7 protein-coding genes are annotated in these 13,526 nt (G+C 64.6%); 1 reads left to right on the plus strand and 6 read right to left on the minus strand.

What is annotated here, in order from left to right:
- Window positions 1-4: 4 nt before the first annotated feature.
- The 5 genes from QZY44_RS12890 to QZY44_RS12910 form a co-directional block, all read right to left on the minus strand.
- A complete protein-coding gene (locus QZY44_RS12890) occupies window positions 5-8,752 on the minus strand; it encodes a glycoside hydrolase family 94 protein (protein ID WP_295446814.1) in 8,748 nt (2,915 codons plus the stop codon).
- A gap of 288 nt (window positions 8,753-9,040) precedes the next feature.
- Window positions 9,041-9,331, minus strand: a complete 291-nt coding sequence (locus tag QZY44_RS12895) for a hypothetical protein (RefSeq protein WP_295446815.1) — start codon at window positions 9,329-9,331, stop codon at window positions 9,041-9,043.
- 516 nt (window positions 9,332-9,847) lie between these two features.
- Entirely contained in the window at window positions 9,848-10,936 is a 1,089-nt protein-coding gene (locus tag QZY44_RS12900; RefSeq protein WP_295446816.1) for a DUF2333 family protein, read from the minus strand.
- Window positions 10,937-10,997: 61 nt separating this feature from the next.
- Window positions 10,998-11,216, minus strand: a complete 219-nt coding sequence (locus tag QZY44_RS12905; RefSeq protein WP_295446818.1) for a hypothetical protein — start codon at window positions 11,214-11,216, stop codon at window positions 10,998-11,000.
- Window positions 11,217-11,251: 35 nt separating this feature from the next.
- Complete coding sequence (locus QZY44_RS12910) at window positions 11,252-11,440, minus strand: Thivi_2564 family membrane protein (RefSeq protein ID WP_295446820.1); 189 nt, start codon at window positions 11,438-11,440, stop codon at window positions 11,252-11,254.
- Window positions 11,441-11,764: 324 nt separating this feature from the next.
- Between QZY44_RS12910 and QZY44_RS12915 the strand changes: the two genes are divergently transcribed.
- Entirely contained in the window at window positions 11,765-12,487 is a 723-nt protein-coding gene (locus QZY44_RS12915) for a Crp/Fnr family transcriptional regulator (protein WP_295446822.1), read from the plus strand.
- 6 nt (window positions 12,488-12,493) lie between these two features.
- On the opposite strand, the gene QZY44_RS12920 is transcribed toward QZY44_RS12915, so the two are convergent.
- Window positions 12,494-13,273 (minus strand): Hpt domain-containing protein, encoded by a 780-nt coding sequence (locus QZY44_RS12920; RefSeq protein WP_295446824.1) that lies wholly within the window; start codon window positions 13,271-13,273, stop codon window positions 12,494-12,496.
- Window positions 13,274-13,526 lie beyond the last annotated feature (253 nt).

A 13,526-nucleotide genomic window follows, 5' to 3' on the forward strand; every position in this document is an offset into this window, starting at 1 on the left:
CACCTCAGTTCTGACCGTCGTCGGCAATGTCGGGTGCCGTCGCGGTCGGCGCGCGCCCGTCATCCTGGCCGTGGCCAGCGGCCGCCCGCACCTCGACCATGTGTTCGCGGCGATCGTCGCTCAGTGGAAGCATGGCGTCGTCACGTGCAACACCGTCTACCGTGACCTGCGACTTACCCACCCCATCGGCGCCGTGGGTCACGGCAATGTGATAAGTGGTCTCGCGATAGCGGTAGTGAACCGTGAATCCCTCCCAGTGTGCGGGCAGGCAAGGCACGAACCGCAAGGTATCGCCATCCAGGCGCAGCCCCAGGATAGACTCCAATATCAGCCGATACATCCAGCCCGCCGAACCGGTGTACCAGGTCCAGCCGCCACGCCCGCGATGCGGCGCCACCGCATAGACATCGGCCGCCACCACATAGGGCTCGACCTTGTAGGTCGCGATCTGCCCCGAAGAGCTCCCGTGATTGACCGGGTTGATCATGGAGAACAGCTCCCAGGTGCGCGCCTGATCGCCCAATCGCGCGAAGGCCATCGCCGCCCAGATGGCGGCATGGGTATATTGACCGCCATTCTCACGCACACCGGGGACATAGCCCTTGATATAACCCGGGTCCAACTTGGAGGTGTCGAACGGTGGGTCCAGGAGTTGGATCAACCCCAGGTCGCGGCGCACCAGGCGCGCATCCAACGCCGCCATCCCCAGACGCGCACGCTCCGGCGCCCCCGCCCCGGAGAGGACCGACCAGCTCTGCGCGATCGAATCGATCTGGCATTCGGGATTGATCGCCGACCCCAGCGGGACGCCGTTATCGAAATAGGCACGCCGATACCAGCCGCCATCCCAACCGTGCTGATCCAGGTTGCGGCGCAACTGCTCGGCCTCCTCCCGGCACCGCGCGACCAAGGCCAGGTCACCCTTAAGACCCGCCACCACGCTGAAGCGCTCCAGCACCTCATAGAGGAAGAAGCCCAACCACACACTCTCGCCCTGACCCTTCATGCCCACTAGGTTCATGCCGTCATTCCAATCCCCGGAGCCCATCAAGGGCAGGCCATGGGCGCCAAACCGCAGGCCATGCATGATCGCTCGTACACAGTGCTGGTAGAGCGTTTGCGTATCCTCGGAGTGGCCGGGAAGATCGTAATAGGAGTCGTCTTCCCCGCTGACCAGACGGCCCTCCAGGAACCCCACCGGCTCATCGAGCACAGCGACGTCTGCGCTGCCCTGCACATAGCGGCAGGTCACCAGGGGTAACCACAAATAGTCGTCCGAGCAGTGCGTGCGCACACCGCGCCCGGTTGGCGGATGCCACCAGTGCTGAACATCGCCCTCATGGAACTGCCGGCCGGCACATCGCAGCAATTGTTCGCGCGCGAGCCGGGGCTCCGCGTACATGAGAGCCATCACGTCCTGCAATTGATCGCGGAACCCAAAGGCGCCCCCCGACTGATAGAAACCACTGCGCGCCCACAGTCGGCAGGCCAGGGTCTGGTAGATGAGCCAGCCGTTGGCCAGTAGATCGAGCGCCGGATCAGGGGTCTCGACCCTCACCGCGCCCAACGTGTGCTGCCAATACTGGCGCACGGCGGCGAGCGCGTCGCGTGCGCCAGCGCCCCCCCGGCAGCAATTTTCGGTATTGCTCGGGTCATCCGCATCATGCCGCCCGGCCATGCCGAGCCGGAAGACCAGTTCGCGCCCCTCGCCGGCGGCCAGTTCAAACCCCACCTGTAGTGCGGCGCAGGCATCCAGTGCGGCCCCCACCCGGCCGGACAACCCGGTGCGCAGCAAGGCGGCCGGCCGACTCAATGAGCCATTGCGTCCGATGAATTCGGTCCGGTCGCCGGTCAGGGTACGGGTCGCGTCGTCCACGTCGAAAAAGGCGAGGCGGCGTCCAAACTCAGTGTTATAGGGATTGCGTGCAAACAGCGCACCGCTGCTCGGATCGATCTCGGTGATGACATAGGGGGTTGTCTTCGGGCGCAGATCACCCAAGACCCACTCCACATAGCCGGTCGCGGATAGCCGGCGCGACCGCCCCGACAGGTTGCGCAACTTCAGGACCGAAAACTTGAGCGGTAAGTCGAGTGCGACATAGACCCACAACTCTGACTGGATCCCCTCCTCGGTATGCTCAAAGACGCTGTAGCCGAAGCCATGGCGGATGACATAGGGGGTAGCGCCGCGACAGGGCAGCGGCGTGGGCGACCAGAAGCGGCCGGTCTCCTCATCGCGCAGATAGAAGGCCTCGCCGCTCGCATCGCTCACCGGGTCATTGTGCCAGGGGGTGAGGCGGAATTCGTGTGCATTCTCACTCCAGGTATAGGCTGCGCCGCTCTCGGAGATGACGCTACCGAAGAGCGGATTCGCCAATATATTCACCCAGGGCGCCGGGGTCGCCTGGGTCGGGCCAACGGTGATCACGTATTCGCCGCCGTCCCGGGTGAAACCGCCCAGGCCGTTGTCGAACAGCAGGCCGCGCCCCTGCGCACTGCTCCTTGCCGCCCCATCCGTGCCATCCTCAGGCCAGACCGACGGTCGACGCGCCTGGATCGGCCGCAGGCGCGGGGGCTGCCGTTCGATGGGCTCACGGCGGCCGAGTTGCTCGGCCAGCGTTCCGCGGCTGTCGCTCAGGATGGCGCGCGCCACCGTTTGGAACAGGATGCGGTCCTCGCTGGAGATCTGATCCGCCGGCCGGATAAAGATGCCGCCCGGTCGATCCAGGACGTGGGCCTCGACCCCGGCGGCGATCAGCCCCATGATCTGATCCTGGAGCTGTTGCCGGTAGCCGGCGTGATCCTCATTCCAGATCACCAGGTCCACGGTCAATCCCTTCAGGCGCCAATAGGCATGGGCCTGGACCAGCTGATGGATGAGTTCGATATTGACCGGGTCAGTAATCTGTACCAATACCAGCGGGACGTCGCCGGAGACGGCGTGGCTCCAGAGTCCGGATTGTCCGCGGTGGTTCTTGATCAGCACGCTCGCCTCGGCGCGCAGCACGGCATTGCTATAGAGAATGGCACCGGCCAACTGACCGTAGAGTTGCGCGTCGGCGGCACTGGCATTGAGCTGGCGCAGCACCACCTGACTATGGGTCCAGGCCAGATCGAAGCAGCGATCGGCCAGCCGCTGGTCCTGGTATTTCGCGACCAGACCCACCGCGGCCTCCCGGGTATCGGCGACACCAGTGACCAGATCGAGGGTGGCCGTCTGATCGGGATCGAGGGTGAGCTCGTAGCGGATGGCAACGATCGGGTCCAACACGGAGCCGACACTGCCCGTGAGCACACCGCCCGCACCCAGGGCCGCAGGCGCGGCGACGGTGCGGCCACGACCGATGAACTGGAGCCGATCCGTCTCAAAGGTCAGGGTCCCGCAATCGGCCCCGCGTGCCACCATCAAGTGGAACATCCAGGGCGAGGACTCGGCCTGTGAGCGTGGCCGGCGGGTGCACAGGAGCGCCGGTTGCGGGTTCAGGCACTGCGTCTGCACAAACAGGTTGCTGAAGGCCGGGTGCAGGGCATCCGCCGCGGGCGGGGCGAGCACCACCTCGGTGTAACTGGTGATCTCGATGACCCGCCGGGTGCGGGCACGGTTGGTGATGCGCACCCGACGCAGTTCGATATCGTCCTCCGGCGAGACGACGATCTCGGTATAGGACTCGATCTCATGGTCGCGGCGGCGAAACTCGGCACGGCCCTCCGAGAAGATCGCCTCGTAGCGCTCAGGCACCGTGAGGGTTGGCTGATAGGTGGTCGACCAGAACGCACCGCTCGCCTGGTCACGCAGATAACAGAAGGTACCCCAGGCATCGCGGGTACTGTCCTCGCGCCAACGGGTGACTGCCAGGTCCTTCCAACGGCTGTAGCCGCCACCCGCGTTGGTCACCATCACGTGGTAGCGCCCGTTGGAGAGCAATTGCACCTGCGGTTGGCGGGTGTTGGGGCTGCTAAAGACGCGCAGTGCAGCCTCATGGTTGCTGCCAGTCGGGCGGAAGTCGCTGACCCCCTCGTTCGCGTGGGAATAGAATGCCTGGGTCTTGGGAATACGCTCCTGGAGCAACAGGGCGGTGGCCTGGAACTGGGGCACCGACTCAAAGCGCCGCTGCATTGGACGGTCCAACAGCAGATAGGCGAGTGCGAGCAGACTCATGCCCTGATGATGGGCCATGAAAGAACGCACCACGGCGCTCGTCTGCCCGCGGGGCAGTCGGGCAGGCGTGTAGTCGATGGCCTCGTAGAAGCCGAAGCGCCCCGCAAAGCCCGCAGCGGCGAGCCGCTGTAGATTCGCGCACGCGGCCTCGGGCGCGACCATCAGCGCAAGCGCGCAGGCATAGGGTGCAATGACCAGGTCGTCGGCCAGCCCACGCTTGAGCCCCAGGCCGGGCACACCGAAGGCGCGGTACTGATAGTTGAACTGGGTATCGACCGTGTTATAGCCGGATTCAGAAACCCCCCAGGGCACCCCGCGGGCCCGGCCATAGGCGATTTGCCCCGCCACCGCCGCCCGATAGGTTTGGTCGAGCAGGGTGTTGTCGTAGGTCGGCATCACCAGCAGCGGCATGAGATACTCGAACATCGAGCCGCTCCAGGACAAGAGCGTCGACTCACCGGCCGCCTTGGTCAGCAGGCGCCCCAGGGCAAACCAGGACTCCTGGGGCAGCTGGTCCTGCGCAATCGCCACGAACTGACCCAGGCGCGCCTCCGAGGCCAGCAGGTCGTAGCAACTCGTATCGCGCCGCCGCTCGGCGACGTGGTAACCGATCGCGAGCAGGTGCTGCGCCTCGTCGTAGAGAAAGTCGCAATCCATTTGGGCGAGTTCGCCGGCCTGCAGCGCCAGGAGTTCCAGCGCCCTGATCCGCCCGCGGGCACGTCCGCCAGCGAGCGCAATGAGCGGCTGCAATGCCGGCGCCCCGGCCGCTTGGCCGGGGTCCTCCGGTGCTCGGGTCGACACCCACTGTGCCTCAATGGCCGCCAACTGGCGTAACGTCGGGATCGCGGTCAATTGGGGCAGATCGCCAGGCGCCGTCGGGTCCCCGAGCCACGGGACGAGGAACAGCAATTCATCCAGCGCCGCGCGGCACTCCCGTGCCAGGGCGCGGGCCCAGCGGTGCGCCTCGTCGCCGGCACCGGCGGCCAGTTCAATGAGCCCGCTCTCGGCGTCCGCCGCCAGCTGCTCGAGGCACTGCCGGACCGCCGGCAGCGTATTGGGGGGCGCGAGGGACTGGGCCTGCAGCGTCTGGGCAAACCGCGTCAGCGCAACAGGCAAGACGCCGTTGCTCGCGTCCACCAGGCTATGGAAGCTGTCGCTGAGCCCCGCGAGCGTACGCGCCCGGAAGATGGGGTCATCGACCAGTGCCAGCAGGCCCGGCTGTAAGGTCAGCAGATGACCGGCGAGGTTACCGCTATCCACCGATGAGATGTAGACCGGTGGGAGTGGCAGTAGTGACTCGGTGTCGTACCAGTTGAAGAAGTGACCGCGGTAGCGCTCCAGACCGGCCATCGTGCGTAGCGCGTCAGTCGTGCGCTCGATCAGGGCGCCGACCGGCAGGTAGCCAAAGTCATAAGCGGCCAGGTTCGCGAGCAAGGACAGTCCCATATTGGTCGGTGAGGTACGATGCGCGACCATGGCCACCGGGTGCTCCTGGTAATTGTCGGGCGGCAGCCAATGGTCTGCGGGGCCCACGAAGGTCTCGAAGAAGTCCCACGTCCGGCGGGCGAGCGTGCGCAGAAAGCGCGTCTGGGCCGCACTCAAGCGTGCCACGTGCCGCGTCAGCGGGCGGCTCAGCCACCAAGCGATCACCGGTGAGGCGAACCACATGAGCAGGATCGGTGCCGCCACCCACAGCGCGGCCGGGTTGCCCGCGGCGAGCCCGAGTGCAACGAGCAGCGCGAACATGGGGGCGAACACCATCTGTCGGACGCAGCCGACGACCCCCGGCGAGCGCGTATTCAGCTCGCCCGACGCCGTCCATTCCAGCAGCCCGCGGTGGCTGACCCACATCCGCCAGCGGGTGCGCAGCACGGCATCCAGACTGAACCAGGCCTCATACGGCAGGCAGGCGATCGCAAAGCCCGCCTGGGCCAACTGCCGCAGCGCCGCGTAGAGCGCAGCGCCGAGGTGCTGGCCCCAGCGCACATCGCCCGGCTTCTGGAGCCCGTTCAGGAGCGCGGTCAGCAGCGACGGGACCAGCGAGATGCCAAGCACCGCCAAGGTCCAGTAGCCGGGTGCGGACAGCAGCACCCAACCCAGCACATACAGCAGGGTCAGGGCCGCGGGCACGAGACTACGCCGCAGATTGTCGGCCAGTTTCCAGCGTGACAGTGCCGAGAGGGCGTTGTGGCACCACCCGCCGTCGGCGGCCGGAACGCGCGGCCACAGCCACCCGGCGACCTGCCAATCCCCGCGGATCCAGCGGTAGCGACGGCTCACGTCCGCGCTGTAGCCGGCCGGCGAATCCTCGTACAACTGCACATCAGAGAGCAGTCCGGAGCGGGCATAGCACCCTTCCAGCAGGTCGTGGCTCAGGATGCGGTTTTCCGGGAAGCGCCCGGCGAGCGCCCGCTCGAAGGCCGTGACGTCGTAGATGCCCTTGCCGATGAAGGAGCCTTCCTGAAACCAATCCTGATAGAGGTCGGAGACGGCGTGCGTATAGGGGTCGAGGCCGGCGTCACTCCCGCACAGCCGCGCATAGCGCGAGCGGTTGGCACCCGGCAGGCTCACGGCAACGCGCGGCTGCAGGATGGCGTAGCCGTCACCGACCAGCGCGCGCCCTGCGTCGTAGCGCGGGCGGTTGAGCGGATGGGCCATGGCGCCGACCAGCGCGCGCGCACTGTCCCGTGGCAGTTGGGTGTCGGTGTCCAGGGTGATGACATAGCGCACGTCCGAGAGCGACGTCAGATCACCGACGATCAGCGCGAAGTCATTCCCGGCCGGGGTCGGGGCGCCGCGCAGCAGGGCGTTCAGGGCAGCCAGCTTGCCGCGTTTGCGCTCATAGCCCATCCACACCCGCTCCTGCGGGTTCCACACCCGCGGGCGGTGGAATAGGAAGAAGGTGTCGCCCCGCGGGCGCGGATAGCGCACGTTCAGCGCCTCGATCCGCTCCCCGGCCAACTGCACCAGGGCCGCATCGCCCGGTAAGGTCTCGCTCTGGGCATCACGCAGATCAGTCAACAGGCCGAAGTGCAGGTGGTCATCCTGATTGGCGAGGCACCGCACCTCCAGCGCCTCGACCAGGGACTCGATGTTCGCGACGCTGCTGAGCATGGTCGGCGTCACCACCAAGGTGCGCGACTCCGGCGGAATGCCGGTACTGAGTTCCATGCGCGGCAGCAGATAGGGCGTTGCCAGCAGGGTCGCCAGCCAGTTCACCAGTGCCACGGCCAGCTGACTGCTGCCCAATAGCGCCAGCATTGTGAGTGGGATCAGCAGCCGCAGCGGCCAATCGGCGGCCCGTGCCGGGGCCAGCAGGCTCGCGGCGAAGAGCGCCGACAGCAGGCTGATGGCACCGAGATACAGAAACAGCGGGATCCGACGCCCCCGCCGCTGCAGGGCATCCACGACCCCTACACGCGCCTTGGCCCGCCGCTCCAGCAGCACCAGGCCGCGATCGATCAGGTAATAGCCGACATGTCCGGCGCGCTCGGCGTCATCCGACCGCGCGGCCCCCTCCACGGCCAGGTCGAGCGCGTGACGTGCAACCCACTCCTCCGTGCCGTCACAACCCTTGGCGATGCGCTCCACCACATGCCGGTAACGATCTCGGGTCGCGAAATCCATCCGCCCGTAGACGCCACCCGGATCGCGGCGCAAGGTGCACTCAACCACACTCATGGTCTCCACGAACTCGCGCCAATCCATCGCGCCCAGGAAGCGGAGACTGCCAATGCTGTTGCTGATGGAGATCTGATCCGCCGCCTGTTGCTGGTTTTCCGCCTGCACCAGCTCTTCGGTCGTGAGCCCCGCATCGGCGAGGTTCTGCTCGATCCAGGTTAGTGGCAAAGCCAGGGCGGGACTCTGGCCTTGCAGGCGACGCGCGAATTCGGCCACAAAGGCGCTCGACAGCGGGGGCTGCGAGCGCGCCATATCGGCGATCACCAGGATCACATTCTTCGGATCGCGCGCGGCCATCGCCACCATCTCATCGGCCCAGGCGTCCGCCAGATTATGACCGGTACGGCTGCCCGCAATACGGGCCGCCACCCGCCTGAGATTCTCGATCAAGGCGAGGCGCAGCATGATGGGAATGGCCCACAGCTCGCCCAACCGCAAGGAGATGACGCCCTGATAGGCGGCGACAAAGCGACTGAGCGTTTCCGGATCGACCCGACCGTCGCCGTGCGCGATGATCTCGAGCGCGATGTCATAGACCCGCGGCAACCCGGCGGATGGACCGCTACGCAGGCGCGGCAGTTCGCGGCTGTAGCCCTTGGGCAGATGCCGCTTGGCAGTACGGATCTGCTCTTCGATGAGATAGAAATTATCCAGCAGCCACTCCCCCGCGGGGGCGATACGACGGTTCTTGGCCACCGCCTGGATGAGCAGCGCGCAGACGTCGACCAGGGTCGCCTCATTGGCGTTGAGTCGCACCAGCAATTGGTCAGGTCCGTGGCGCGGCGTCAATACATGCGACTCGGCAAGTGCCTTGCCGTGCTGTTCCATCTGCACGGCGCTGAATAATTCATCACGTAACGGCTGCTCGTCCCCGACATAGGTCTTGGTCAGACCGTTGCCAAGCAGCCTCATCCTTATCTGGAGCAATGTTTCGCGAATATCCATAAAATCAAAAATCACTCACCAGGCGATCGATCCGCACCCTGACCCCATCACCACGATGCGTGCGGACCCAATGCCATTAAGTTAAGCTCTCGCAACGGCGCGGGCCGGGGTCTGTGACCCCGGCCCGAACGTTTAGGGCGCCGGAAAACTTGCCTGCTGTGATCGCCGAAAACGTTTCGGGCGGCGCCCATACTCGGCCCGGCTCGGTGGTTGGCGCTCACTTAATGGACGACCTCGCCGGCAGCGGGGCGGCCCTTAAGCCTTGTAATGCGACTGAAACGTCTGCACCGAGTCCTTCAATGCCGCCCACGCCTTGTCGGCCTCCACCTTGACTTGCTCCCAGGCGGATTCGCTGGCCGCCTTCATTTCCTCCAGCTTCTTTTCGCCTTCATCGCGCTTGACGCGCAACGCACTGAGCTGCTCCGCATACTTTTCCTTGGCGTCCTCACGGACCTCATGCGCCTTTGCTTCCAATGCGTCGATCTCGGCACTCCAGACATCGAGCTGACGTTTCATGCTGGCAACGTATTCATCTTTGGTCGACATTTCGGCTGATCCTCATCGTGGTTAGGAAAAAACCGGCGCAGTGCCGGAGTTCGGGTCCTGGCTCCGTGAATGAGCGAACCCTGTATCAGGTAGAATGTACTCTACAATTTACCCTCGGGTCAGTCTGTTCGCTGGCGCACCGAAGTGGGGCAGATCGCGGGGTCTTGCTGACCTTGGGCGGCAGGCGGCTGGCACGACAGAGGCCCGGACACCGATCGACCAACGCTGAAGCGACGTTCCTGGTGTCGTCGGACAGAGTAAGACTGCCGGCAGGCATACCCAAACCACCCGCCATGATCGCGGCCATCGCACCGGCCTGGAATGCATTCATCTGCCCTGCTCCTGCGATTGATGTTGCTCCATGGGCCAGACGACCAGCCGCCCGAGCGCGCGGCAGGGTACCGATCGCAACTGCGGCGGCCTTGATCGTCGTAACTCTCTTGACCCTGCTGCGCCGGTGTCACACAGGCGTCAGGCGCGCGGTGCGCTCCGCGGCCGGCGGCCGCAGCGACGACCTCAGCCAGTCTTCAGGAGGCTGCGCAAGTCAGTCACCGCCGCATTCACCCGCGAGATATAGGAGGCCATCACCAGCGAGTGATTGGCCATGGGCCCAAACCCGGTGCCATTGAGTATCAGCGGACTCCAGAGGGTATTCTGGGTATTCTGCAACTCGCGCACGATCTGCTGCAGTGACACCAGGGCATTCTTGTCCTTGAGCACAGGCTGGAAATCGATCTCCATCGCCTGCAAGGAATGCAGCAATCCCCAGGTATAACCGCGGGCCTCAAAGAACACATCATCGATCCTGAACCAGGACGTCTTGGTCTGAGACAGACTGGCGACCGGGGTTGATTGACGGGCATTGGGATCGCCGGCCAAGTCGGTATTGAGCTTCGCTTGGCCCACGGCAAACGACAACCGTTGCGCAAGACTGCCGAGGCGCTTTTCAACCACCTCCAGATAGGCGGTCAAGTTGTCCGCCCGCGCGAAGAATTGGCCGTCCTGCGCCTTCTTGTCGGTCAGTCTGGTGAAATAGTGGCGCAACGCCGTTACCGCCTTGCCATACTCCGACTCGGTGGATGGGAAGATCCATGAGTCCGAATTGTAGTTGGCCTGAGGTTGTGCGACCTGCAGGTCCGGGTCCTCGACCGACTGCGACTGGGCGCGGCTGAAGTCGTTACGCAGAGAGTTATTCAGGTCACGCCAGGCCGTCAGGGCACCGAACTCCCAGTTGGGGATGTTATCCAGATAGACACCCGGCGGGGTGATGTCGTTGGTCAGATAGCCACCCGGCTTATCAAGTATGACCTCACCGATACCGATCGCGGCCGCCACGGTGGCGGTACCCGGAACCAGCATGGTCTTGTCGTATCCGGCCAGCGCCAAGGCCTTTTCATGCACGTCGAAGGTACCAGGTGAGCGCGACCAGTAAATGCCCAGGATGACGACAATCACCAGATAGGTAATCAGGAACAGACCACTGGTCCACCACCACCCCTTCTCCTTCCAGGTGCGGGGATTGTAGTAAGTGGCAACCCGGGTGATATGCCCGGCCAACCCCGGCCGACTCGGGGCGGTAAGTGTTGGGAAGCTTAGGTCATTCATGGCATTCTCCACTCTCCCTGCGGACGCAGGGAAAGCATTTGGGTCCCCACTGCGGCGGAGACTAGCTATTCTTTGGCAACAGCAGCAGGAGGATGCCCGCGGCCAATACCACCACACCGGCCCACACCGGGATGTTAACCGTCTGCCGGTCCTTGACCGTCAATTCGATCGGGCCGAACTGGGCTTGCTGGGTCTCTTTGGTATAACTGAAGCTGCCATAGGCCAAGCCCAGACCGCCGGCAATGATCAGCGCGACCGCCACCAGTTTCGTCGTGTTCATTTAATTTGCTCCCCGGGTTGCTACTTATAAAACCGCTAACGGACCCGCAACGGCGCCAATGAACCCAAGAGCCCGAAGACGGACAGGAGCCACATGATAACGACGATCACCACAACCACATTCAGGATCGTCTTGATCTTTCCATCCATCGGGATGTAGTTGTTGATCAGCCACAGCCCGACGCCCACGATCACGAGCGTGATAATCAATGAAATTAATGGCATTTGCTTGACTCCGGTAGGTTGCCTTTTGGATTGGGAGTCGCTAGGATGCGCGGTGGGGGAGTACCAGTGCGAGCATACCGAACAACAGCGCTTTAGCGATGGTCGTAAAGATACGCTGCCGGGCGTGATTCAGTCTGTACGCCATCGCACATAGAATGCCCATCGGTCATCAGGCTGTAGCCCATCAGCGGATAATCGGTCTGTGCGCCTGCGCACATAGCAGGACGCGGCGAGTGACACCGCTCACTTGACAAATTGCTCGTATGGCGTTGAAATTAGAGCCCCGGCTATCCCACAAAGATATTAAGGAGTTTATGCAACGACATGCTCGCCAGCGCCCCGAATCCCCGTGAGAACAAGCTCCTTGCCGTCCTGCCCGAGATCGTCTTCGAGCGGTTGGCGCCCCATCTGGAATTGGTCCCGCTGCCGCTGGCGCAGGCGCTGTATGAGTCTGGCGGCCAACTGAAGCACGTCTATTTCCCTACCGACGCAATAGTTTCCCTATTGTATGTCATGGAAAACGGGGCCTCCGCGGAGATCGCGGTGGTCGGCAACGAGGGCATCGTGGGTATCGCCCTGTTCCTGGGCGGCGAGACCATGCCGAACCGGGCCGTGGTGCAGAGCGCAGGCCATGCCTATCGCCTGAAAGGGTACTCATTCAAGGAAGAAGTCAACCGTTCCGGGGCCTTACAGCACCTGTTGCTGCGCTATACCTCGGCCCTGTTGACCCAAATGGCACAGACCGCGGTATGCAATCGACACCACTCGGTGGATCAACAACTCTGCCGCTGGCTGCTACTTAGTCTCGACCGCTTGCCGGCGAATGAGCTCAGCATGACCCAGGAACTGATCGCCAACATGCTGGGCGTGCGCCGCGAGGGCGTGACCGAGGCCGCCGGCCATTTGCAGGACGCCGGGTTGATCAAGTATGCGCGGGGCCGCATCACGGTCATCGACCGCCCGGGCCTGGAGGCGCGGGTGTGCGAATGCTATGAGGTGGTCAGGAAGGAGTTTCTGCGTCTGCTGCCGGATCAAATGGCGGTCTGAACCTGATCACAGATCACTCCAGTCGCCGGCAAGCGCGAGCGCGCGGGCCAGGCGGCGCAGCCCCGCGTATGCCCGCACGAAGTCGTAACAGGCGATGGCGCGCCCGACCTCATTGGCGGCGGCCGCGTGCTCGGTGCCGGCCAGGGCCCGCTCAAGTCCCGCCACGCGCTCGACCGCCGCCGTGTCGTGGTCTTCCAGCAGCCGGGCCAAGTCGCGAAAGAGTGTGTCCCGCCAGCCATTTCCGGGTTTGGGGGGCGGCGGCGCCGTGGCGTCCAGCCGGGCAAGCCCCGTCAGCACCCGCTCGAGCTCCTCCGCCAAGGCCGCGAACCGCTCCCCGCTCGGCTCCGGCTGGCCATGCCGGGTGGCCTCCTCCACGGCGGCCGCGAGTTCCCCCAGCGCCGCCGCCCCCAAGGTCCTCGCAGTCCCCTTGAGGTTATGGGCCAAGCGCATCGCGTTGGCCCAGTCACCGGTTGCTTGAGCCTCACGAAACCGCTCCCGGAAGCCGTCAGCACCGCTATCGCGGAACTGTGTCAGCAGCGAAGCGAAAAAGGCCGGCGCCCCGCCGGTGTGCGCGAGCCCGATGGCGATGTCGATTACCGGCAGTTCCGGTAGCGACGGGCCAAGAGGCGCCGCCGGCGCACGCAGGGCGGGGGTTTCCGGGACGTCCGCCGCGCCCCGCGGCGGCACCCCGTGCGCCAAGGTCGCATACAGCTCGCCGAAGTCCACCGGCTTGGCCAGGAAGCCGTTCATCCCCGCCGCCAGGCATTGCTCGCGGTCACCGGCCATGGTGTTGGCGGTCAGGGCGATGATCCTAGAAAGAGCAGTTGGACCTTGCCCTTCGTGAGCTAACCTGATGAAATATTTGCGCAAGGAGGTGCGTATGAACGATCTTATCCTTCACCCTACGGGTGAAACCGAAACGACCGCGTTAGTGGCGTTCGCCGGCCCGGTTGCCGTGGACACGTTTGGTGGCAGGGTCCACGTTCAGTGGGACCCGCAGGCCGCCGTCACCCCGCTCGGGCAATTGCCGTTCTTCACC

It is taken from the genome of uncultured Thiodictyon sp., from assembly GCA_903837595.1.
In the GTDB taxonomy this organism is placed as follows: domain Bacteria; phylum Pseudomonadota; class Gammaproteobacteria; order Chromatiales; family Chromatiaceae; genus Thiodictyon.